Raw genomic sequence first — 23,663 nt, forward strand, 5'->3', positions numbered from 1 at the left:
TCTGGCCAAACAGCCTTACATGCTCGGAAGTGAGTACACGCTGGTGGACATGGCAGTATGGGGTTGGGCGCGCGCGGTACCGTTCGTCCTGGGTAATGACGCTTGGGCAAAACTTCCAAACGTAAAACGGCTCCTTGATGGCATCAATGCTCGACCGGCAGCACAGCGAACCGAAGAACTGAAGACCCAACACAGTTACAAGACCGAGATGGATGCTGACGCGCGTAAGGCAATGTTCCCTCAGATTGCTCACTAGATTGCCTGACGCCTTGCCGCGCGCCTTGGTGTGGCCCTGGCAGCATGGAGAGGCCAGCATGACGTCATGCTTTGGCACTTGCGACCAGTCCGCCTGATGTAGGTCCTGGCAGACATGTTGCGTGTCCGGGTTGTTCTTGGTGTGCCACTCCACTGCGGCGGGCCAGTTGTTGGCTGCCCAGAAGACATTGAGGCCGGCGTCTTTCCCGCCGCGGGTCCATCCGCCGAAACCAGAAAGCAAGTCAATTGCTGTGAGCATGGGGAGTCCTTGCCGGGCCATGACCAGGCGGTGGAGTGGGGGGGGTATGCCGCCTCAACCGCATGCATGGCGGGCGGCCACTCCGAAAAACCCACGCGAGGAGCTTTCGTCGTAACCGACCGGCCAACACGCCTTCCTGACCCCGACGCCAAAGGCGATGGTGTCCACCTAATTTGAGTGGACACCATTTCTAGCCTTTTAAGAGGGTCTTTCATGCAGCCACAACGCCGTTCCTATTCCCAATCCTTCAAGGCGCAGGTCATTCAAGAGTGTTCCCAGCCCGGCGCCTCGATTGCCAACGTCGCGCTGAGCCACAGCCTCAATGCGAACCTCGTCCACAAGTGGATTCGGCTGCAAACGCAGAAAAACACTGAGCTGCAACCTGCGTTTATTTCGTTACCCATGCCGCTGGCCGGAGCAGAGTCACAAGCTGCGTCATCGAGCATCTGCGTTGAAATCCAGCACCCGCGCGGTACCGTCAAAGTGAATTGGCCAACCGACAGCGCGGCTGCGTGCGCGACCTTTCTTCGAGACCTATTGCGATGATCCGCATCGACTCCATCTGGCTCGCCACCGAGCCCATGGACATGCGCGCCGGCACCGACACCGCTCTGGCACGTGTGGTCGCCGTGTTCGGTGCGGCGCAGCCGCACTGTGCTTATCTGTTTGCCAACCGCCGCGCCAATCGCATGAAAGTGTTGGTGCACGATGGCCTGGGTATCTGGCTGGCGGCGCGCCGACTGCATCAAGGTAAGTTCTTCTGGCCAGGTTCTCGGCATGGCTCTCAGGTGGAATTGAGCGACGAACAGTTACGCGCTCTGGTGCTGGGTTTGCCTTGGCACAGAGTGGGGCCAGGCAATGCGATTTCCATGATGTAACACCTGCCATGGCCAGCGTCGCCGTGCAATTGTCCGATGCGTCTATCGCCGATGTTGGCCTGTTCTGGCAAAATCGGCGGCATGACTTCGCTTCCTAATCTCGACCAACTAAGCCCTGAACAACTGCGCACTATCGCGGCGCAGTTGATGCAGCGCGTCGAGTCAATGGACAAGCAAATCCATCACTACAAAACGGTCAACGACAAGCTGACCTATGAGATCGCACAGCTCAAGCGTTTCAAGTTTGCCAAGCGCAGCGAGCAACTAAGCCCGTATCAAGCCAGCCTGCTCGATGACCTGATCGACGCCGACATCGCGGCCATCGAAGCCGAGCTTGAGGCGTTGCAACCCGCTCCGTCCCCGACTGTGGCTCGGCAAAAACCTAAACGCACAGCCTTGCCGCCCGAGTTTCCACGCACGCAGATCCATCACGAACCGGACAACACGCAGTGCACCTGCGGCTGCGCCCTCAAGCGTATCGGCGAGGATGTCAGCGAGAAACTCGACTACACGCCCGGCGTGTTCACCGTCGAACAACACATCCGTGGCAAGTGGGTCTGCGATGACTGCGAGACACTGATCCAGGCACCGGTTCCTGCACAGATCATCGACAAGGGCATCCCCACGGCAGGTCTGCTGGCCCACGTGATGATCGCCAAATACGGTGATCATTTGCCGCTGTACCGTCAGGAAAAGATCTTTGGCCGGGCCGGCCTCGCCATCCCGCGCTCGACCTTGGCGCAGTGGGTCGGCACCTGCGGTGTGCAACTGCAACCGCTGGCCGATGCTCTGCGCGAAGTGGTGCTTGGACACAACGTGGTGCACGCCGATGAAACGCCAGTACAGGTGCTCATGCCTGGCGCGAAGAAAACCCATCGGGCCTACGTCTGGGCCTATGCAACCACCGCATCTGCCAATATCCGCGCGGTGGTGTACGACTTCAGCCCAAGCCGCTCGGGCGAACACGCCCGCGCCTTCCTGCAAGACTGGAAAGGCAAACTGGTGTGCGATGATTTTGGTGGTTACAAGGCCAGCTTTGCACTGGGTGTGACCGAGATCGGCTGCATGGCCCATGCGCGGCGCAAGTTTTTCGACCTGCACGCCACGAACAAAAGCCAACTGGCCGAACAGGCCTTGCGCTACATCCAGGTGCTGTACGAAATAGAACAGGACGTCCGCGACCTGGAGCCTGATGCTCGACGACGAATACGCCAGGAAAAAACGGTACCGGCGATGGACGCCTTGCATGCCTGGATGATCGCCCAGCGCGAGCTTGTGCACGATGGCGTGGCCATTGCCAAGGCGCTGGATTACAGCCTCAAGCGCTGGACGGCGTTGTCACGTTATCTAGATGACGGCGCCGTGCCTATCGATAACAACCACATAGAGCAGCAGATCCGGCCATGGGCTCTTGGACGCAAGAATTGGCTCTTCGCAGGATCGCTGCGCAGCGGTCAACGCGCGGCTGCGCTGATGAGCTTGATCCAATCGGCCAAGCTTAACGGGCATGATCCGTATGCGTATTTGAAGGACGTACTGGCGAGGCTACCGACGCAGCAGGCAAGAGAAATAGACCAGTTGCTGCCACATAAGTGGTCGCCGGTTTAATTACGCGAGGCGTGATGGCCGGACGTATAAAAGGGAATGCCGATGCCAAATGGATTACAAGATGGGAGCCCGCAGCAATGAGCTTTGACATTATTATTTTGAAGCCTACAGACCTCAGTGAAAACGATCTGTCCAACGTTGAGGACGTGCTAGATATTGGATGCCCTGAGGCGGTAATCACATTTCTGGAGTTGGTGTTCCCTGGATGTGCCCAAGGTGCATTTTCGGATGGTGAACGCTACTCGCTCGAGTCTGCTCGGAATGGAGACCCAGTGACCACCATACACCTGACTCTCAGATACGGTCGAGCCTGGTCTGAGGCAACCAATGCTGAGTTCCTGACCCTGCTCTTGAGGCTCTGCCAATTGCTCCAGTCAGTAGCTTTTGCGGTCTCCGATAACTCAAGGATCACACCTCCCTGCTAAAGACGGCCCATGCTCGCCATAGAGCGGCTCACCTAGCGAATTGGTGCGTGTACTTGATCACATGGTCAGGGAACAACTCTTCATAAAAAGCAGTGGGAATGCCGAGGATACTTATCTCGATGCAATCGGGCAGAAGCTCTTCAGCGTAATCCAGAATGGCGATTCCCATAGATGGAATAACCAAGCCCGCTTCGGTTTTTACTGAAAGGGCCAGACCGGACTGGTCGAAGTGATTTGTGCGGCACTCGTTTTGAATAGCGGGATACCCAGTGGTTGGCTCGAACTGGCCGAAAGCAACGCCCATGGGAGGATCTCCACTCTCCAGCGACGAGTAGCCAACCAGAATCAATCCACTATAAATCGAAAATCGCGCCATCTGATCGCCTTATGCTTGCCGTGGCATTGGATATATATGGTGTTTATCACTTGATTAGCTTGAATGCGAGGGCGCCGTGGAGGTTCGGAAGATGACTTGGCCGGACGCTTACAGAAGAACGACCGCGACCAAACCATCATCGAGCAACTCACCCACGAAATCGCATGGTTCAAACGTAACAAGTTTGCCAAGCGCAGTGAGCAATTGAGTCCTGCTCAGGGCAGCCTGCTCGACGACCTGCTTGATACCGACATCGCGGCCATCGAAGCCGAGTTGAAAGCGTTGAATCCGCCGGCTGCGCCGGCCGAACCACGCAAGCAACCAAAGCGTGTTCCTTTGCCTGCGCAGTTTTCGCACACCGTGATTTATCACGAACCCGACAACACCCAATGCCCCTGCGGCTGCCAGCTCCGGCGGATCGGGGAGGACGTCAGCGAGAAGCTGGATTACACGCCGGGCGTGTTCACCGTCGAGCAGCACGTGCGTGGGAAATGGGCCTGCCGCCAGTGCGAAACACTGATCCAGGCACCAGTGCCGGCCCAAGTAATCGACAAGGGCATCCCGACCGCAGGTCTGCTGGCTCACGTGATGGTGGCCAAATTCGCCGATCATTTGCCGCTGTACCTACAAGAGAAAATCTTTGACCGTGCCGGCCTGGCTATCGCCCCTCGACACTGGCGCAATGGGTCGGCCAAACCGGTGTGCAGCTCCAGCCCCTGGTTGATGCGCTGCGCGAAGTGGTACTTGCTCAAGGCGTGATTCACGCTGACGAAACGCCGGTGCAGATGCTCGCGCCGGGCGAAAAGAAAACCCATCGTGCTTATCTCTGGGCCTACTGCACTACGCCGTTTTCGGCTCTCAAGGCAGTGATTTACGACTTCAGCCCGAGCAGTGCGGGTGAGCATGCCCGCAACTTCCTTGGGCAATGGAACGGCAAGCTGGTTTGCGATGATTTCGCCGGCTACAAAGCAAGCTTTCAGCAAGGCATCACCGAAATCGGCTGCATGGCCCATGCCCGCCGCAAGTTCTTCGATCTGCATGCGACGAACAAAAGCCAACTGGCCGAACAGATGCCGCACTCAATTGGCGGGTTGTACGAAATCGAACGGCAAGCGCGGGAAATGACCGACGAGGATCGCTGGCAAATACGTCAGGAAAAAGCGGCGCCCCTTATCGACGCACTGCACACCTGGATGCTGGCCCAGCGCGACCTTGTGCCCGAAGGCTTGGCTATAGCCAAAGCTCTGGATTACAGCCTCAAGCGCTGGGGCGCACTGGCTCGATATATCGAGGACGGTGCTGTACCCATAGATAATAATCCAGTGGAAAACCAGATACGGCCGTGGGCACTCGGCCGCTCCAACTGGTTGTTCGCCCGTTCACTGCGCAGCGGCAAACGAGCAGCGGCAATCATGAGTTTGATCCAGTCGGCGCGTATGAATGGGCATGATCCATATGCCTATCTCAAAGATGTGCTGACGCGGCTGCCAACACAGCGTTCCAGTGAGATTGATCAACTGCTGCCGCATCAGTGGGTGCCGGCCTGAGTCACGCAAGGTGACTTCGGCAGACGCTTACCAAATACGCGCGCTTGAACGGCGCATTAACGTCCGACATGAAAAGGGTCTGCCGGTACTCGCAGAACTGAAGAGCTGGCTAATGACCCACTCCTAGCGAAACTCTGAGGAAGACTTCCAAATCTGGTGAAATACCCGCCTGACATGTCTTCGAGGGAACTTCCACGACTATGATGTGGCGGATAACTTTTCCAGTCGCTAATGAGATTATGAAAAAGACTTCCTGTTTTGGCAGAACCTCAGGACACCAATCGCCGAGCTTTTCGATGATGAAGCAAATGACCTTCGCCGACGCCGAGTACGCCTGTAAGCGCAAGCAGGCCCGTGAGGAACTGTTCCTCATCGAGATGGATCGAGTCGTACCCTGGAAGGGTTTGATCGCTCTTATCGACCCCCACTACCCCAAGGGCGAAGGCGGTCGTCCGGCGTATCCGTTGATGGCGATGCTGCGGATTCATCTTATGCAGAACTGATTTGGTTACAGTGATCCTTCGATGGTCGGGCGCTGTACGAGACGACGAACTTGCGCGAGTTTTCCGGGCTGAGCCTGGAGCGAATCCCAGACGGAACCACCATTCTCAACTTCCGTCGCCTTATGAAAAAAAACGAGTTGGCCACTGGCATTCTCGGCGTGATCAATGGCTATCTGGGCGACCATGGTCTTTCACTGCGACAAGGCACCATCGTCGATGCCACGCATGATTCATGCGGCCACTTCGACCAAGAACAAGGACAGTAAACGCGACCCGGAAATGCGCCAAACGAAGAAAGGCAACCAGTATTGCTTCGGCGCCAAAGCGCACATTGGTGTCGACGATGAATCGGGGCTGGTGCATAGCGTGGTCTTCACCGCGGCCAACGTGGCGAACGTGACCGAAGTCGACAAACTGGTACACGGTGCTGAAAACGTGGTCTGCGCCGATGCAGGCTATACCTGTGTCGAGAAGCGCAAAGAGCATGCTGGACGCCACGTCATCTGGCAGGTTGCAGCCCGGCGCAGTGCCTACAAGCAGCACGGAAAACGCAGCGTGTTGTACAAAGCGATACGCAAGATCGAGAGAGCCAAGGCTCAGGTTCGCTCCAAGGTTGAGCAACCATTTCGGGTGATCAATCGTCAGTTTGGTTATATGAAATTGCGCTTCCGAGGCTTGGTAAAAAACGCTGCTCAGATGGTGACGTTGTTCGCCCTGTCAAACCCGTGGATGGCCCGTCGACATTAGCTTTCCGACGCGGGAGAGATGCGCCCGTAATGAGGGAAATAGCCGCTGCAAGGTGCTTGTTGCGGAAAAAATGGATGAAATAATCGGCAGACTTGATCGATTTTGAACAACTGCCGTTTTTTGAAGCCGCTATGGCTCAGCAGTTGAGAGATATCTGCTTACTTCAGACCTTCCCTATAGCGTCAAAGTATCAAGCGTAAGCTCACATCATAGGTCACGGCGCTCGTGGTTGTGATTTTTGTTGCGAACATAAAAATCTGAACTATAATGAGTGCGCAACCTTTAATACTTAAATTATCTCAATTGCTTAGTCGCCTATCTTCTTAAAAAGTGAGCGTCATCCTAAGTGTGTTTCAAGGTTACTATCCTCTGGTGATTTTATGTTTAATAAGCTCCTTAATAAAAAATTGAAAATGGCTCAAGATGAGCTTTTGGTATGGCGAGAGCGTCAAAATAGTATTGAATCTGAAATGCTTACAATGACTGTCAATGTAGATATGATAATAACCGGCATCAATAAAAATTTTGCCAACCTAGTCGGGTATCAGCAAGAAGCATTAATTGGAGCGTCCTTGGGCATGCTTTCGCCCTCGTATGTAAAAGAGTTATCCTGCTACAAGAGATTTATGAATGCGATTTCCGCAGGCGTAGCCGTTAGCGATGATTATAGATATATTACCGCCGAAGAAAAAATGGTTTGGATCCATGCAGCATGGTGCCCAACAAAAAACGCTAGTGGCATGGTAACAAGCATGAGTTGCTATGGACTGGACGCAACGAAAGCTATAGACGCGGCGCGAGAAGGCAGTGAGTTAATTGAGGCGTTACTAAGATCGACGGCAGTAATAGAATTTGATCTCTCAGGAAAAATTCTCACAGCAAATTCAGCTTTTCTGAATGCGGTCGGCTACTCATTGAAACAACTTGAGGGAAAGCACCATAGCATTTTTTGTGAACCCGCTTATACCTCGTCCTCTGAGTATCATGAATTTTGGAATACTCTAAATAGCGGTAATTTTGTAGCAAGTCGATTTAAGAGGATAGATAGTTCTGGTCATGAAGTTTGGCTCGAGGCTACTTACAATCCAGTACACGATACAAGAGGTAAACTTTATAAAGTAGTAAAATTTGCGACAGTTGTTACTGATCAGGTCCGACGGGAGCATGAAATCAGCTCTGCTGCAAATACTGCTCACGACATATCTCAGCAGACAGATGTTTCAGCTAATCGGGGCGCTGACGTTGTTCAAAAAACTGTTGGCACTATGAATAAAATAGTCGATCAAATATCGTCCGCTTCAGAAGGGATTGAAGCGTTAGGCAAACAGTCTTATTTGATCAGCTCAATGGTGCAAACTATTGGTGGAATCGCCGCCCAAACTAATCTTTTGGCACTGAATGCTGCGATCGAAGCCGCTCGTGCAGGAGAACAAGGTAGGGGATTCGCGGTCGTAGCTGACGAAGTTCGTCAACTCGCAGGAAGGACGAGTAGTGCAACTGAAGAAATTGTGGCAGTTGTGCAAAAAAACCAACGTCTAGTTGATGAGGCGGTAGAAAATATGAGCAATAGCCGTTTTCAAGCTGAGCAAGGGTTGATGCTAGCGCAACAAGCGGGGAGCGTGATCCTGGAAATTCAATCTGGCGCTCGCGAAGTGGTTAACGCAGTTGAACGGTTTACTCAGCAACTTTGAAAATCTATTTTTGATATATTTCCACTTGTGAACTCGCCACAACTCACTGTTCATCTGATGGCAAGGACATGTTGCAATAAGTGCGGCAGCTAGCGTGCTGTTTGCGAAATAAATTCCTGAATATTTCACCTACACTTCAGGCGCCATCCCTGCCTTGGAGAGCTGACAGTGAGCGCTATGGACATCACGCTTAGCCCAGAAGAAATGACCGAACTGAAACGGAGAGTTCGCTCTGCCACCATCCCTCAGCGAGAAGGCCACCGAGCACGCATCATCCTGCTAGCCACCAAAGGCGAAACCCGAGACAACATTGCACGGCTGACCGGCTTTTCCTACCGGACGATCACCGACTGGTGCCTGCGTTTTCAGGCACATCGGCTGGACGGACTGGTGGACAAGCCGGGACGCGGACACAAATCACCTTTACCTGCCGAGACTTTTCGCCTTGTTCTGGAACAGGTCACCCGACCTCGTATGGGAGAACTGCGCTGAAGTTGTCGGAGCATGGCAAGGGCTGCGGGTATTTCCTCGACTACCGTCCATAAACTGCTGCCAATGATTTGGAACCTCGCCTGACTCGTACGTTCAAGCTGTCCAAAGATCTGCAGTTCGAGGAGAAGTTCTGGCATGTCATCGGTCTATACCTGGCACCACCGGACAAGGCTTTAGGGAAACTCTGAAGAAGACTTCTAAATCTGGTGAAACCCGCCTAACACGAACACGACGGTTGAGTCCCGATGAAACAGATGTCCTTCGCCGATGCCGAGTACGCCGGCAAACGTAAGCAGACCCGCCGCGAGCGCTTCCTGATCGAGATGGAACAGGTCGTGCGCTGGAAGGGTTTGATTGCCTTAATCGAGCCGTATTATCCTAAGGGCGAAGGTGGTCGTCCGGCGTATCCGCTGATGGCGATGTTGCGGGTTCATCTGATGCAGAACTGGTTCGGCTACAGCGATCCGGCTATGGAAGAAGCACTTTACGAGACCACGATCCTGCGCCAGTTTTCCGGGCTGCATCTGGATCGGATTCCCGATGAAACCACGATCCTCAACTTCCGCCGCCTGCTGGAAAAACATGACTTGGCGGACGGAATTTTGCAGGTCATCAACGGTTATCTGGGTGACCGTGGCTTGATGCTGCGCCAAGGCACCGTGGTCGATGCAACGATTATTCATGCCCCGAGCTCGACCAAGAACAAGGACGGCAAGCGCGACCCGGAAATGCACCAGACGAAGAAGGGGAATATGTATTTCTTCGGGATGAAAGCGCACATTGGCGTCGATGCCGAGTCGGGTTTAGTGCATAGCCCGGTGGGCGCGGCGGCCAATGTGGCGGACGTGACGCAGGTCGATCAGTTGCTGCACGGTGAGGAAACTTACGTGTGTGGCGACGCCCGTTACATCGGCGTGGAGAAGCGTGCGGAGCATCAACATCGCCCGATGATCTGATCGATCTCAGCGCGACCCAGCAGATATAATAAGCATGCAAAAAAAAGAGCCTGATCGGTCGCATGCGCCGCAAAATCGAATACGGTAAAGCTCAAGTCCGGGCCAAGATTGAGCATCCCTTTCGTGTGATCAAGCGCCAGTTTGGTTATACGAAAGCCCGTTTCCGAGGCTTGGTCAAAACACCGCGCAGCAGACCACTCTGTTTGCCTTATCGAACCTTTGGATGATGCGAAAACGACTATCGAATGCAGGCGAGGTGTGCCTGTGATGTGGACAATGAACCCTGAAAAGGTGCTCTTCCGCAAAAAATGGTGAACTGACAGGAGGAAAGGTCTGAATTTCAATTAAGTCGGTGTTTTTTTGAACCTCAGACAGCGAGGCCGTTAAAAACGGCTGCTTACTTCAGACCCTCCCTAAACAAATTTTATTTCGATTAGCTGATCTGCACGTTTGACCTACACGCACCAAAGAAAAAGGCGCGGTGCTAGTCTTTAGCTTGACGTTAACCCTCGCTGTCGTAGAATCCGCTCATCCGTCAGGGAGTAGCGGTTATGCAGCGTTTTCGTGGTTGGGTTTTTGGATTGACCTTTATAACGTGTGCAGTTCATGCGCAAACGCCCGGGCTAGGCGATCCGCTGCTGGATAGCCCAGCGGTCGGGGCGGTTGCCGCAAGCAGTGAGGCGCGGGGTGTGCTTCGCGCTCGAGATCAGGCGGTTCTGGCCAGTGAGCTGTCCGGGCGGATTGTCGAGTTGCCGTTCAGTGAGGGCGAGTCGTTCAAGAAGGGCGACATGCTCGCGAGGTTCGATTGCTCGGCCTATCAGGCGCAACTCAATGCCGCGCAGGCGGCTGGCCGCGGCGCCGGTGAAGAGCTGGCGCACAACAAACAATTGGCCGCACTCAATTCCGTCGGGCGTTTCGAAGTGGCGCGGGCTGAGGCCAAGGTCAGCGAAGCCCAGGCGCAATCTCAGGTTTATCAGGTGCAGGTCAAACGCTGCAGCGTGATCGCGCCGTTCGACGGGCAAGTGGTCGAACGCAAGGTCAAACGCTATGAGAGCGTGCCGGCTGGTGCGCCGCTGCTGGACGTGGTTGACAACCGCACGTTGGAAATCCATCTACTGGTGCCGTCGCGCTGGATGGCCAAACTCAAGCCAGGCCAGACGTTTTCCTTTATTCCCGATGAAACCGGTCAACCGATCGAAGCCACGGTCAAACGCCTCGGCGCGCGAATCGACGAGGGCAGTCAGACCCTGTTGCTGGTCGCCTCACTCCCAGAAGCCAAAGGCCTGCTGGCCGGCATGAGCGGCACGGCGCATTTTCCGGAGCTTGATTGAACGCCCCCGTCGGTGGCGGCGCCGAGCAGGTGTTTGCGCGCTTTCTTGACCTCGAACGCCAGACCCGTGCTGCCCGCGACGCCGCGCAACTGGCCTACAGCCTGGTCAATGACGGCCAGTCGCTGTTCGGTTTTCGCCACGCAGCGTTGTTGATCGCTGGCAAGGTGCAAGCGGTGACCGGCGTCAGCGCGGTTGAGCCCAATGCGCCGTTCGTGGCGTTTGTCGAGCAAGCCGTGGCACAGTTGTTCAAGCAGGATGTGCTGCAGCAGGCGCGGGTGATTGCGCCGCAGTCATTCGGCGAATCGATCCAGGCCGATTGGCGTAGTTTGTCCGCCGCACACGTGTTCTGGCTGCCGTTGATTGATCGGGATAGGCAAGTGTTCGGCGGCTTGTGGCTGGCCCGCGATGTGCCGTGGAATCCTTCCGAACACGTCTTGCTCTCGCAACTGGGCGACACCTACAGCCACGCCTGGCTGGCGTTGCAGCCACGCACACCATGGCGGTTGCGCTGGACACGTAAACGTCAGGTAGCACTGGTCGCGGCGCTGTTGCTCGGGCTGTTCATTCCGGTGCGTCAATCGGTGCTGGCACCGGCCGAAGTAGTACCACTGGGCGGCCGTGTGGTAGCGGCACCGCTGGACGGGGTGATCGCCGAGTTTCTGGTCAAACCCAATCAGACGGTGAAAACCGGCGAACTGTTGCTGCGCTTCGAAAGCACCACCCTCACGGCTCAGGCCGATGTGGCCGAACGGGCATTGGATGTGGCCGAAGCCGAACTCAAATCCAATTCCCAGCGCTCGTTCACCGATGCCGAATCCAACTCGCGGATGGATTTGCTGGCCGCGCGCGTCGAGCAGAAACGCGCCGAACGCGACTACGCACGCGAACTGCTCAACCGCAGCGAAGTGCGTGCCGAACGCGATGGCATCGCGGTGTTCGCCGATGCCGAACGCTTGACCGGCAAACCCGTGCAGACCGGCGAACGCCTGATGGAAATTGCCGACCCGAACCAGGCCGAACTGCGTATCGAACTGGCCGTGGGCGACGCGATATCGTTAGAGCCCGGTGCCGAGATCGCATTGTTTCTCGACAGCGACCCCTTGAAGCGCCACCTCGCGACGCTGGAGCGCTCGGCCTACGAAGCACAACCGACGGCTGGCGGGCAACTGGCGTATCGGCTCGACGCCAATTTCGTCGACGCACCGCCGCGCATCGGCCTGCGCGGTACGGCTAAAATCTTCGGTGACCGTGCGCCGCTGGCGCTGTATCTGTTGCGTCGCCCATTGGCCGGTCTGCGCCAGAGCGTGGGCCTGTAAATGAACCTGCCGAGCCTACGTGCCGACCTTCAACTGTCGCCCGCAGCGCCAGCATTGGATGGCTCGCCACGCTGGACCCTGGCCGACCCGGTGCGCGGGCGTTATTTCAAACTGGGCGCGGCGGCGATGCGCCTGTTGCGCCACTGGGCGCTGGGCGATACCGAGCAGGTCCTGCGTGCGGCCAATCGTGAGCCGGGCCTACCGCTGGACGGCACCGAGCTCGAGCAACTGCTGGAGTTTCTCCGTGGGCACGATTTGATCAGTGCCCTCGACGATCAACAGCGCGCCAGTTATCGGCTCAAGGCCTTGGCGCAGAAACAGAGCCTGTGGCAAATCCTTCTGCATCAGTACCTGTTTTTCCGCATACCGCTGTGGCGTCCGGACGCCTTCCTCAATCGCGCCTGGCCGTGGCTGGAACGCTTCGGCCCACGCGTGTTGCGCTACGGCTTGCCGACAACGTTGGCGCTCGGGGTGTTTCTGGTCTCGCGGGACTGGCAGCGGTTTGTCGGCACTTTTCCGCACCTGTTCAGCCTCGGCGGCGCATTGGCGTTCGCCATGGCGTTGTTCTTTGCCAAGCTGTGTCATGAGTTCGGCCACGCGTTCATGGCCAAGCGCGCCGGGTGCCGGGTGCAGAGCATGGGCGTGGCGTTCATGGTGCTGCTGCCGATGTTCTACACCGATGTCAGCGATGCCTGGCGCGTCAATGATCGTCGTGCACGGTTGTTGATTGGCGCCGGTGGCGTGCTGGCTGAATTGCTGTTGGCGTGCATCGCACTGCTGGCATGGTCGTTGTTGCCTGATGGCCCGGGACGCACGGCGGCGTTCATGCTCGCCAGCGCCACCTGGATCACCACGCTGGTGGTCAACCTCAATCCCTTCATGCGTTTTGACGGCTACTTTCTGATCAGCGATTTGTGGCAAGTCGACAACCTTCAGGGCCGTGCGTTTGCCTTGTGTCGCTGGCGCTTGCGCGAGTTTTTGTTCGGTTATGGCGCACCCGCGCCGGAACCTTGGTCGCCGAAAATGCAACGGCGTTTGCTGATCTGGGGGTATGGCTCGTGGTTATGGCGTGCGGCGTTGTTTTTCGGGATCGCGCTGGCGGTCTATCACCTGTTCTTCAAGGTGCTGGGGATCTTCCTGATGCTGGTGGAACTGGTGTGGTTCATCTTTCTGCCGATCATGCGTGAATGGCGCCAGTGGTGGAGCCGCCGTGAGCAGGCGTATGGCCCGCGCGTGGTGCTCTTCAGTCTGGCATTGCTGGGGTTGATGCTGGTGCTGATTGTGCCTTGGCGCAGCGCCGTGGAGCTGCCGACGATGTTAGAGGCCGGACGTGCAAGCGCTCTGTATGCACCCACTGCGGCGCGGGTCAAAGCGGTGAAAGTGCAGGACGGTCAGAAGGTCGCCCAAGGGGATGTGCTGATCGAACTGGAATCTCCGGATCTCGATTCGAAGCGCGCCATCGTGCGGCGGGAGATCCAGATCCAGCAGTTGCTGATGCGCCGACAGGCCGGCCGCAGTGAAACAGCGGCGGACGCCGGTGTCGTTGAGCAAAAACTGGCCGAAGCGGTGGCCGAATACCGCGGGCTCACGGCCCGCCGTGAACGCCTGTTGCTACGCGCGCCGCACGCCGGACATGTGCGTGATTTGCTGCCGAACCTGAGCGTCGGGCGCTGGATTTCGAGCAAGGATGCACTGGCCCGAGTCGTCGAAGACGGCACACGCCTGCGTGGTTATCTGGCCGAAGCGCAGTTGTGGCGGGTCGAGCCCGGCGCCAGCGGCCGGTTCATCGCCGACGACCCGATGCACCCGGCGCTCGCGGTGCAACTGGACGAAGTCGACACCAACGGCGTTGCCTACGTCGATCAGCAAGCACTGACGTCCGATCACCACGGGCCGATTGCAGTGCGCCGCGATCAACAGCAACGGGCGGAACCGGTGCAGGCGCAGTACGGCGCGCGCTTGAGTGTGCTCGATAACGCGCCAACGCCGCTGCAACCGTTGCGCGGCGTGGTCGTGTTGCAGGGGCGCGGCGAGTCGTTGCTGGGTGTGGCATGGCGGCGGATGGCGGCACTGGGTGTCAGGGAAAGCGGTTTTTAACGGAGAGCGGCGATGACGAATAACGCAGCAGTGGCAGCAGAGGGATTGGTAGTACGGCCTTCGCGGGCAACCGACGGCCCATTTCTGCAAAGCCTTTATCAAACGGCGCGACCGGATCTGCAATGGATCGACGGCGAGCCGGAACAGGTGCAGCAAATAGCTGCCCAGCAGTTTCAGGTGCAGGAACAGGGCATGGGGGATAACTACCCCAACGCCATGCACTACGTGGTGGAAAAACTCGGTACGGCTATCGGTGCCTTGAGCACTGATTTTGGCGCAAACGAAATTCGCGTGTTGTATCTGGCGTTCATCCCACCGGCGCGTGGCCAGGGTTTTGGCCGCGCCGTGCTGCAGGGCGTGCAGAAAGCCGCGCAACAGATTCGCTGCCCGGTGGCGACGGTGGTGTGGAACAGCAATCGCCAGGCACGCCAGCACTATTTGGCACTGGGATTTGCCGTGGAAGAAAGTAATCCGGCCGCCGAAAGACTTGTCTGGTATCCCCAATAATCGGTGCCGCCTTATTGGTCTTAAACGGCGGTGTTTAAAAGACATTCCCGGACACGGACTCCAGCTACACAACCTTGCATCGCGGCATACAGCTATACCGGAATTCGCCGGCTTGTATGCCTTTGTCCCAGTTTTGATCGTGAAACGGCCGCTGGCTCATAATGATCCAATGACATGAAGGCGTTCTGAGCGTCCTTCGTTGCTCGGATCAGTTCATGGAGTTTCGGATGCAAGATGTCGTTATCCCTGTTCTGGGGGATGCGGCGGATGAAGGCTTCATACTTGGACTAGGCTACCGTCGTCATAGAAGGCAACACCCCTAGGTCCCTTGGCCCATGCCTTCAACTGCCCGCCGATAGTTCGCCGTCGCATTCTCAATCATCGCCCTGCGCTCCTCTCTGGTGATGAACCCCTCTTCGCAATACTCCTCGGCAAGGCGCAGTAATTCTTCGTATTGCTCAGGAGCGCTCATTCGTATTTCAGGATAATTCAGTAGGCGCTGCCAGGTTTCGATCGCACGCGCCTTTTTATCTTCATACATGACACGGCCCTCCGGATATGAGCGGTAGAAAAGTCTGCACGTTTACGGTTCAACGTCGGTGACGAGTGGGCACCTATTGGTTAAAGCGCCGAACGGAATGAGTATCTTTTTGGAAACTCCCGCAATGCTTAGCTTTGAAGTATAAACACTTAAAGACACGCATCGTCTGTGAGCTTCAGCAATTTCCAATCAGTTGCATTTATTGCCAAATGTCACACCCAACTAGCCAGATATTTGCCATCTTCACAGCATCCGTGTTTCACGTCGACCTCGGCGCCAGCAACGAGTCTCTCCTAGCCACGGCGTCTACCAATTTGATGCTCAGTGCTGCGCAACTTTGCTGGATAAAGCCCTACTGCACACCCTGCGGTGTATACAGCAGGCGGTGATGTTCGGCGAACTAAGCGTGAACAAAGTCTTCGACTACTTCGATCCTCCTGCTTAAAACACAAATCCCCGCGGGATCGGGCTTGCTCGCGAAAGCGCTGTTTCACTCGCCCTTAACTAGCGCCTGATATGGCCCCATCGCGAGCGCGTCAGATACCGCCGGGTGTCTTTTGTCGAGTCAGTTGAAGCTTATGTGGAAGTAGCCCAACTGCGGATCTCGTCCCATCGGTGGCATACGGGATACGAAGATGTCCTGCACCTGCCCGATCTCTGGAAGTTGCAGTGCGCACAATCCGTCGATAAATTCAGTAGGCTCCAAACTTCTCAGTTGGACGCTGAATGGTATTCGCGCGCTGCTGTACATCTTAGCAGCGGGCTGCTCTTCAATGTATTCGATATAGATTTGCATGACGCTGCCATCAGGTAGGTGCAGGATGCCGCTCCGGCCCAGCAACGCATGAAAATGCTGGCTTTGAACCTCTTGCAACATGGTTTCACTCCAGCGAGGTCAGAAACCGGGGGCGTGGAGGCCCCCGGCATTTGGTCAGTTGCGAGTTGGGAAAATACCTTCCAGCGCGATGCTGAAGTTGAGCACCAGATGCGGGTTCATAATCGCCATCGGTAGGCCGTTACCCGTTGGACTGATGGACCCGCTGATCGCAGTCTGCGCACCTTTGAGAGGCACGGGCGAAGCGCCTTGCGCGTCGGAGAAGATATTCGCAAGACCGGGCCCGGAGCCCGAGGCACCAATGTAGGAGTTGGTTGTAGTTGGGTCCCCCAGCGGGTTGCTCGCCGGGTTGGCCAACTGCACAGTGGTGGTGGCAGTGACGCCTGCCATTGTGTGAGTGTGGTTTGGCAGATTATTAACGGTTGAAGTGACGGTTTCAGCGCCGGAAATTTCACCCATCGTACGGGTCGACAGACCGGGACCTGTGCCCTGGCAGATCGGGGCACGACTTTGCAGATTCGGTAGCCCGAATGTTTGCACGCCATTGCCGCCATACACCGTTCCCAACACCGCAAAAAGCGCCTGGTTCTGGGCAATGTTGATAATTTGACCGTTGCATAAGGCCCAGCCACTAGGTGCATAGTTGAAGGCGAACGTCATAACAGTACCCATGTAAACGTCCATAGTTTCCTCATCCATTCTGATTGATTGTCGGCGGGTAGAGTGCCTTTGCTTAGACCCTCCGTGGCCAAGTCAAGCCAAGCTGAAGTGTAGACCGGGATTGGCAGTGCTGCTGGATGTCATGAAATAGGAATCTGCTACCCGAAATTAATACGGCAAAACCCTGCCGGATACGAGTCGAGCACCGTCGTAAGGTGTCACTTCGTTGTGCCGATTTGGCTGAATGCATTGATTCAATATAGCGATACGCATCCAGTCAGATTCCCGCGAGGTGGCGGATAGTCCTCACATGTCTAGCGCTGAAGAGGAATGTTTGCGACTCAGGGGGAGGGCTGAAAATTTGGTTCTTCACGGAATCCCGGGAAACACAGAAACAAGAACGCCGATTTGATTGATGATGTTCGTGCGAGCAAACACATCTAACAAACCGGCGTTCTTATGCGCGATATTAATACTTTCCTTCCTTTTTTGGAGGGCTTTTCTGTCGTCACGATCAAGCCTGATGGTGATGCCCTCCAGATCAATCTGACACCCCACGCCACCCGATTCCCTTCCTGTGGTGGGTGCCAAAAGCCCTGTTCAACCACGCATGAGTATTGCGAGCGAGTCATTCGTGATTTACCCATTCTCGGTCGCGCAGTACGCCTGAGCGTTTTGCTCCGACGCGTTGGTTGCCGCGACTGTGGCAAACGCATGGAGGCCGTCAGTTGGCTGGATCGCTATGCCCGCATGACACGGCGTCTGGCAGAGGCGGTCACTCAAGCCTGTGAACGCCTTCCCACGTTGCACGTAGCGCAGATGTTTGGGCTGCATTGGGAGACCGTTCGGGTGCTGGAGCGTCGAGCCTTGCAAGCAGCATTGAGCGTTTTGCCAAAGGCGCAACCGCGACGCTTGGTGATGGACGAGTTCGCATTGTTCAAAGGTCATCGTTATGCCAGCGTTGTTCTGGATGCGGATACGCGACGGGTGCTGTGGATCGGCGAAGGCCGCAGCCGGGCGGCGATCAGGCCATTTTTCGAAGAGCTGGGGCCAGAGGGGTGCGCCCGAATCGAAGCGCTGGCAATGGACATGAACACCGCTTTTGACCTGGAGGTTCGTCAGCACTGCCCAAAAGCGCGAGTGGTCAACGACCTTTTCCATGTGGTGGCCAAATATGGCCGAGAGGTGATTGATCGAGTTCGCGTCGACGAAGCCAATCGACTGCGTCACGACAAGCCAGCCCGAAAGGTCATCAAGCAAGCGCGTTGGCTGCTCCTGCGCAACCCGCAGAACCTGAAAACACCGGAGCAACAGGTCCGCTTGGAGGATTTGCTGGCGGCCAACCAAGCATTGATGACGGTCTACTTGATGAAAGCTGAACTCAAAACGCTCTGGACGCCAAGTACCGCCTGGGGCTGGAGATCAGCCTGGAAGCAATGGCTGCGGCACGCTCATGAAAGCACGATACCGGCTCTGATCCTGTTCGCCAAACGGCTAAAGGGTTACTGGCGGGGAATCGTCAGCCGGGTTCGCTGGCCGATGCACACGGGGCAGTTGGAAGGCATAAACAATCGAATAAAGGTCATCAAACGGATGGCGTACGGTTACCGGGATAGCGAATTCTTTTTCATGAAGATCAAGAGCGTCTTTCCCGGTAATCCGTGAAGAACCGAAAATTTCCGTGAGTCTTATGGGTGATTGAATGCCTGGCGATTTAGATTCTGCTTAGGGGGGTATCTGGCTGGAGAACCTCTGACACGGCCACCACAAATTCATCCAGTGACCAAGGCTTTTGCAAGTATTTTGTCAGAGGAGGCAGTATTGCCGACTCCAGCAAATATCCAGACATCAAAATAGCTCCAGTCGTGGGCCATTTTCTTTTTACCATTTCGATAAACTCGACGCCTTGAATTTGCCCTGGAAGGGCTTGATCTACGACCAAGAGGGGATGGGGAACGTTTGTTTCAAGCAGGTACACAAGAGCATCATCTGCTGACTCAAACGCTGAGCATTGAGCGCCAATTTCCTTCAGAATATCTGTCATGAGCATGCGAAGCGTCGAATCATCTTCAATCACGACGACTTTTCCCGCGATGGGTAGTAGACCCTGCCAGTTTATCTTCAATCTCCACATCCTCCTTGTCTAGAACCTTTGACGAAATGCCACGTCGGCTATTGTAGAACGAGAACAGTTTGGAAAGCATTACTCAGCGAGTCTGGAGAATGTCTAGAAAATCCGGAGCGATTCATGCCCACTGGACAACTTGTCAATTCAGCGCCGAAGTGCGCGCTGGTGGCGCGTAAACGGGAATATCTATGCCAGAACCAGTGGAAAATTTCATTCGTTACTTAAACGTTTCACCTGCTTGCTATCAATCAAATGTTGGGGCTTTGATTGTTGTTTTTTAAACCACTGCTAGTAGTAAGGCAGATATTGAACTACGCTTCGTCGAACAAAAGGACTTTCGATTACGGTGAATGGATTGCAGCAGTTCCACTTTGTCGCCGGTTTGCCGCGCTCAGGCTCGACCCTGCTTTCTGCGATCTTTTTGCAGAATCCGCGCTTTCACGCCGGTATGACCAGCCCGGTTGGCTCTCTCTTTTCCAGCGTGCTCGAGCAATGCAGCGCCGGCAGTGAGTTCGGCGCGGTGATCGACACCCAGACGCGCCGCCGTCTGCTGCGTGGTCTTTTCGATTCCTACTACGCCGACAAGACCGACAAACCGGTTGTGTTTGACACCAACCGGCAGTGGAGCTCGCGGCTGCCCGCGCTCAACGACCTGTTCCCCAAAGCCAAAATCATCGCTTGCGTACGCAACGTTGCGTGGGTGATGGACAGCCTTGAACGGCTCTATCGCGCCAACCCTTACGAAAACACCAAGCTGTTCGGTGACGCCGTCGAGCGCAACACGGTCTACAGCCGCTGCGAAACCCTGGCTCAGCGTAACCGGCTGGTGGGTTTTGCCTGGGCGGCGCTCAAGGAAGCCTATTACGGCGAGCACGCCGACTCGTTGCTGATCATTGATTACGAGTTGCTGACTCAGGCCCCGGAGCGAGTGCTGCGGCTGGTCTACGATTTTATCGGCGAGCCGTGGTTCGAACACGATTTTGAACATCTGGCGTACGACGCGCCGGAATTCGATCAAGCCCTTGGTGTTGCCGGCCTGCACAAGGTCAAACCCAAGGTTGCTCTGCAGTCACGGCGCACGATTCTGCCGCCTGACCTGTTCAAGCAATACGCTGATTTGTCTTTTTGGCTTGATGGCTCAGCCAGCGCTGCCAATGTCATTCGTATGAAGTCCGACGCCGCGGTCAACTGATCGCGGCGTTTTTCATTGATGCGTCAACAACTGTGTTCGAATCCGGGTGAGCAGCATGTGGTGGAGCAAGCAGAAGTCGCGAGTAACCGAATGTCAGCAGACGCTTGCCGCGCCGATGATCATGTCGCTGGAACCGCGCATGCTGTTCGACGGAGCCGTTGCGGCGACGGTGGCCGATACCGCTGCCCAGGCTGACAGCCACACCACGGCGGATGCAGCGAAAACGCCGACGGCCGATCAGCCGGTGGCCAGTAATGACACCCACGGTCAGGCCGATGCGACACCGGCCGTCAGCCCCGTCGCAGTGCCGGGGCAGAGCGTGGTATTCGTCGATTCACGGGTCAAGGACGCCGACAGCCTGCTCCAGGGCATTGCTCCCGGCACTCAGGTGGTGAAACTCAACGCGACCCAGGACGGCTTGCAGCAGATCGCCGATTATCTCGATCAGCATCAAGGCGTCAGCTCGGTGCAGATTATTGCGCACGGCAACGCAGGCGATCTGTGGCTGGGCAACAGTTATCTGTCTGCCGACAATGTCGCGCAGCGCAGCGCAATCCTCGGCGAAATCGGCAAGGACATGAACGTTGGTGGCGACATCCTGATTTACGGCTGCTACACCGCCGAGGGTGATCGCGGCTTGAATTTAGTCGACTCGCTGGCGCAGTTGACCGGAAGGGATGTGGCCGCTTCGAACAACCGCACCGGTGTCGGCGGCGACTGGGATCTGGAAATTGCCACCGGCACCATCGAAAGCGCCAACGTCCTGTCGACCAAGGCAATGAGCGAATATCAGTGGGGCCTAGCCACCTGGACCGCGACTAACAACCTCGACTCGGGAGTCGGCTCGTTGCGTACGGCACTGGCGTCTGCGCAAAACGGCGACATTGTCACCTTCAACGCCGGCATGACCGTGCAGCTCAACTCCGAGTTGTTGATCAACAAGAACATCACCGTCGATGGCGATCTGAATAACGACGGCGTGGCCGACGTGACCCTCGATGGGCAATACAAGACCCGTGTGGTGGAAGTCACTTCCGGCAGCACCGTGACATTGGACGGGCTGGTGATCACCAAGGGACTGGTGGCCGGCAATGGCGGTAACGGTGGCGCGGCAGCGGCGGGCGCCATGGGTGGCGGGATTTTCAACGCCGGCATTCTTACGCTCAATAACGTGACGGTCACTGCCAACGCCGCTTCCGGTGGCGGCGGCGGCGGTGGCTTATCCGGATACTCCGGTGGCGGCGGCGGTGGCGGCGGTGGGATCGGTGGCGGTAACGGTGGCCATGGTGGTTCGACGGGCCCAGGCAACTTGAGCTATGCCGGTGGGGCCGGCTCTGCCAATACCGGTGGTTATGGCGGCGGCTACACCCAGAACGACATGGGCGGGCGCGGCGGTACCAGCATTGGCGGCGTCGGCGGTAATGGCGCCTCCGGCTACAGTCACGGCGGCAACGGCGGCTCTGCGACCAATGGCACGCTGTCCATTGGTGGCGGCGGTGGTGGTTCGGGCTGGAACGCGGTCGGCGGCGCTGGTGGTAACGCGGCAGGTGGTATCTACAATGCATCGACCGGCACCTTAAAACTCATCGGCACATCGGTCATCAGCAACAACATCGCGGCGGGTGGCGGCGGCGGTGGCGGTGGCAGCGGCGGCAATGTTGGAAACGGCGGTGTTAGTGGCCGTGCCGTCGGGGCCATTTGGAACAACGGCGGCACGGTGTTGATCACCGCTGCCAACGTCGCCGCCATGACCGGCAACGCGGCGGCCAGTGGTACTGGAGGTCCGTCAAACGGTGGTTCGACGGGCGCCTCGCCCGGTTCCACTGCTGCGGTTTACACCACCGGCGGCACGTATAACCCAAACTACGTCGAGCCTCCGACCGCGACCATCGTACTCGCGGACAGCGCCTTGAAAATTGGCGAAACCTCGCTGGTGACCATCACCTTCAACGCGCCAGTCAGTGGTTTCACCAATGCCGACCTGACCATCGCCAGCGGCACGTTGACGGCCGTGAACAGCAACGACGGCGGTATCACCTGGACCGCGACTTTCACGCCGACCAACGGCATTACCGACACCACCAACGTCATCACCCTGGACAACACCGGTGTGGCGGCCGTCTCTGACGGTACCGTGGGTGTCGGTACCACCAATTCCAGTAATTATGTAATCGATACCCAGCGCCCGACGGCCACTATCGTTGTTGCTGACACGGCCCTGAAAGTCGGTGAAACGTCGCTGGTGACCATCACCTTCACTGAAGCGATCAGTGGTTTCATCAACGCCGACCTGACCATCGCCAACGGTACGTTGTCCGCCGTGAGCAGCAGCGACGGAGGCATTACCTGGACGGCGACGTTTACGCCGAGCGGCGGTGTCACCGACACCACTAACCTGGTCACGCTGGATAATACCGGGATCGCTGATCTGGCCGGTAACGCCGGCAGCGGTACCACCGATTCCAACAATTACGCCATCGACACTGTGCGCCCGACGGCCACCCTTGTCGTCGCGGACACCGCGCTCAAGGCTGGGGAAACCTCGCAGGTCACCATCACCTTCAGCGAGGCCGTGACCGGTTTCACCACCGCCGATCTGTCCGTGGCCAACGGCAGCGTGAGCGGTTTGAGCAGCAGCGACGGCGGGATCACCTGGACGGCGACCTTCACGCCAACCAATAACGTCAGCGATACCACCAACCTGATCACCCTGGACAACACCGGCATCTCCGATCTGTCCGGCAATGCTGGCAGCGGCACCACCGACTCCAACAACTACGCCATCGACACGCAGCGTCCGACCGCGACCATCGTCGTCGCCGACAACGCCTTGAGAATCGGCGAAACATCGTTGGTGACCATCACCTTCTCCGAGGCCGTGATGGGTTTCAGTAATGCCGACCTGACCATCGCCAATGGCACGCTGAGCGCCGTGAGCAGCAGCGATGGGGGGATCACCTGGACGGCAACCTTCACGCCGACCGCCAACATTACCGATCTCACCAACCTGATCACCCTGGACAACAGCGGGGTCAGTGACTTGAACGGCAATGCCGGCAGCGGCACCACCGACTCCAACAACTACGCCATCGACAACCAGCGCCCGACGGCCACTGTCGTGTTCGCTGACACAGCCTTGAAAATCGGCGATACATCGTTGGTGACCTTCACCTTCTCCGAAGCGGTGACCGGGTTCAGCAACGCCGACCTGACCATCGCCAACGGCACGCTGACGGCCGTGAGCAGCAGCGATGGCGGTGTCACCTGGACGGCAACGTTCACCCCGACCAGCAATATCACCGACGCCACCAACCTGGTG

The 23,663-nt window shown here is 56.9% G+C and carries 16 protein-coding genes and 8 pseudogenes; 17 read left to right on the forward strand and 7 right to left on the reverse strand.

The features are described 5' to 3' along the window. Nucleotides 1-49 precede the first annotated feature (49 nt). Nucleotides 50-256: a hypothetical protein gene (locus tag ACI77D_RS28690; RefSeq protein WP_407018035.1), complete on the forward strand. Its 207-nt coding sequence runs from the start codon at nt 50-52 to the stop codon at nt 254-256. Here ACI77D_RS28690 and ACI77D_RS28695 read toward each other — a convergent pair. Then, nucleotides 257-514: pseudogene (locus ACI77D_RS28695) on the reverse strand (DNA cytosine methyltransferase); the annotation flags it as partial. Nucleotides 515-727: 213 nt separating this feature from the next. On the opposite strand from ACI77D_RS28695, the gene tnpA reads away from it, so the two are divergent. The 3 genes from tnpA (at nt 728) to tnpC (ACI77D_RS28710) (ending at nt 3,000) form a co-directional block, all read left to right on the forward strand. Then, the gene (gene tnpA, locus ACI77D_RS28700; RefSeq protein ID WP_407018028.1) at nt 728-1,060 is read left to right on the forward strand and encodes an IS66-like element accessory protein TnpA; all 333 of its coding nucleotides are present in this window, start codon (nt 728-730) and stop codon (nt 1,058-1,060) included. Then, a complete protein-coding gene (gene tnpB, locus ACI77D_RS28705; RefSeq protein ID WP_407018029.1) occupies nt 1,057-1,392 on the forward strand; it encodes an IS66 family insertion sequence element accessory protein TnpB in 336 nt (111 codons plus the stop codon). The genes tnpA and tnpB overlap by 4 nt, the downstream gene beginning before the upstream one ends. 81 nt (nt 1,393-1,473) lie before the next feature. After that, the gene (gene tnpC / locus ACI77D_RS28710; RefSeq protein ID WP_407018030.1) at nt 1,474-3,000 is read left to right on the forward strand and encodes an IS66 family transposase; all 1,527 of its coding nucleotides are present in this window, start codon (nt 1,474-1,476) and stop codon (nt 2,998-3,000) included. Nucleotides 3,001-3,453: 453 nt separating this feature from the next. Here tnpC (ACI77D_RS28710) and ACI77D_RS28715 read toward each other — a convergent pair whose 3' ends face one another. Continuing rightward, the gene (locus ACI77D_RS28715; protein ID WP_407018031.1) at nt 3,454-3,801 is read right to left on the reverse strand and encodes a hypothetical protein; all 348 of its coding nucleotides are present in this window, start codon (nt 3,799-3,801) and stop codon (nt 3,454-3,456) included. Between the two features lie 111 nt (nt 3,802-3,912). Here ACI77D_RS28715 and tnpC (ACI77D_RS28720) point away from each other — a divergent pair. The 10 genes and pseudogenes from tnpC (ACI77D_RS28720) to ACI77D_RS28765 all read left to right on the forward strand — a co-directional run. Next, nucleotides 3,913-5,348, forward strand: a pseudogene (gene tnpC / locus ACI77D_RS28720) (IS66 family transposase); the annotation flags it as partial. A 299-nt stretch (nt 5,349-5,647) separates the two neighbouring features. Then, nucleotides 5,648-6,598: pseudogene (locus ACI77D_RS28725) on the forward strand (IS5 family transposase). 479 nt (nt 6,599-7,077) lie between these two features. Next, a pseudogene (locus ACI77D_RS28730) lies at nt 7,078-7,755 on the forward strand (PAS domain-containing protein); the annotation flags it as partial. A 99-nt stretch (nt 7,756-7,854) separates the two neighbouring features. Next, a pseudogene (locus ACI77D_RS28735) lies at nt 7,855-8,289 on the forward strand (methyl-accepting chemotaxis protein); the annotation flags it as partial. A gap of 168 nt (nt 8,290-8,457) precedes the next feature. Next, a pseudogene (locus tag ACI77D_RS28740) lies at nt 8,458-8,957 on the forward strand (helix-turn-helix domain-containing protein); the annotation flags it as partial. Nucleotides 8,958-9,026: 69 nt separating this feature from the next. Further along, nucleotides 9,027-10,005: pseudogene (locus ACI77D_RS28745) on the forward strand (IS5 family transposase). A gap of 283 nt (nt 10,006-10,288) precedes the next feature. Beyond that, on the forward strand, nt 10,289-11,068 hold the full coding sequence (locus tag ACI77D_RS28750; RefSeq protein ID WP_406980435.1) for an efflux RND transporter periplasmic adaptor subunit: 780 nt from the start codon (nt 10,289-10,291) through the stop codon (nt 11,066-11,068). After that, the gene (locus tag ACI77D_RS28755; protein ID WP_406980434.1) at nt 11,065-12,384 is read left to right on the forward strand and encodes an efflux RND transporter periplasmic adaptor subunit; all 1,320 of its coding nucleotides are present in this window, start codon (nt 11,065-11,067) and stop codon (nt 12,382-12,384) included. The genes ACI77D_RS28750 and ACI77D_RS28755 overlap by 4 nt, the downstream gene beginning before the upstream one ends. After that, entirely contained in the window at nt 12,385-14,481 is a 2,097-nt protein-coding gene (locus ACI77D_RS28760) for a biotin/lipoyl-binding protein (protein WP_407018032.1), read from the forward strand. A 12-nt stretch (nt 14,482-14,493) separates the two neighbouring features. Continuing rightward, on the forward strand, nt 14,494-14,988 hold the full coding sequence (locus tag ACI77D_RS28765) for a GNAT family N-acetyltransferase (protein WP_406980432.1): 495 nt from the start codon (nt 14,494-14,496) through the stop codon (nt 14,986-14,988). A 92-nt stretch (nt 14,989-15,080) separates the two neighbouring features. Here ACI77D_RS28765 and ACI77D_RS28770 read toward each other — a convergent pair. From ACI77D_RS28770 to ACI77D_RS28785, 4 genes and pseudogenes are all read right to left on the reverse strand, one after another. Beyond that, nucleotides 15,081-15,245 (reverse strand): annotated as a pseudogene (locus ACI77D_RS28770) (low affinity iron permease family protein); the annotation flags it as partial. 62 nt (nt 15,246-15,307) lie between these two features. Continuing rightward, nucleotides 15,308-15,529 (reverse strand): hypothetical protein, encoded by a 222-nt coding sequence (locus tag ACI77D_RS28775; protein ID WP_406994847.1) that lies wholly within the window; start codon nt 15,527-15,529, stop codon nt 15,308-15,310. 565 nt (nt 15,530-16,094) lie between these two features. Next, nucleotides 16,095-16,406 carry a hypothetical protein gene (locus tag ACI77D_RS28780; protein ID WP_406980430.1) on the reverse strand — a complete coding sequence of 104 codons (312 nt, stop codon included), beginning with the start codon at nt 16,404-16,406 and terminating at the stop codon, nt 16,095-16,097. Between the two features lie 54 nt (nt 16,407-16,460). Continuing rightward, a complete protein-coding gene (locus ACI77D_RS28785; RefSeq protein WP_406994849.1) occupies nt 16,461-17,048 on the reverse strand; it encodes a phage tail protein in 588 nt (195 codons plus the stop codon). 435 nt (nt 17,049-17,483) lie between these two features. Between ACI77D_RS28785 and ACI77D_RS28790 the strand changes: the two genes are divergently transcribed. Continuing rightward, nucleotides 17,484-18,689, forward strand: coding sequence for an ISL3 family transposase (locus ACI77D_RS28790; protein ID WP_406994846.1), 1,206 nt, complete (start codon nt 17,484-17,486; stop codon nt 18,687-18,689). Between the two features lie 49 nt (nt 18,690-18,738). Here ACI77D_RS28790 and ACI77D_RS28795 read toward each other — a convergent pair whose 3' ends face one another. Next, nucleotides 18,739-19,101 (reverse strand): response regulator, encoded by a 363-nt coding sequence (locus ACI77D_RS28795; protein WP_407018033.1) that lies wholly within the window; start codon nt 19,099-19,101, stop codon nt 18,739-18,741. Between the two features lie 397 nt (nt 19,102-19,498). On the opposite strand from ACI77D_RS28795, the gene ACI77D_RS28800 reads away from it, so the two are divergent. Together ACI77D_RS28800 and ACI77D_RS28805 are read left to right on the forward strand one after the other, a co-directional pair. Continuing rightward, nucleotides 19,499-20,344 carry a sulfotransferase family protein gene (locus tag ACI77D_RS28800; RefSeq protein ID WP_406980426.1) on the forward strand — a complete coding sequence of 282 codons (846 nt, stop codon included), beginning with the start codon at nt 19,499-19,501 and terminating at the stop codon, nt 20,342-20,344. Between the two features lie 55 nt (nt 20,345-20,399). Further along, a partial coding sequence (locus tag ACI77D_RS28805) for an Ig-like domain-containing protein (protein ID WP_407018034.1) occupies nt 20,400-23,663 on the forward strand: 3,264 nt, incomplete at its 3' end.

The sequence above is a fragment of the Pseudomonas sp. O39 genome (assembly GCF_045447295.1).
In the GTDB taxonomy this organism is placed as follows: Bacteria; Pseudomonadota; Gammaproteobacteria; order Pseudomonadales; family Pseudomonadaceae; genus Aquipseudomonas; species Aquipseudomonas antarctica_A.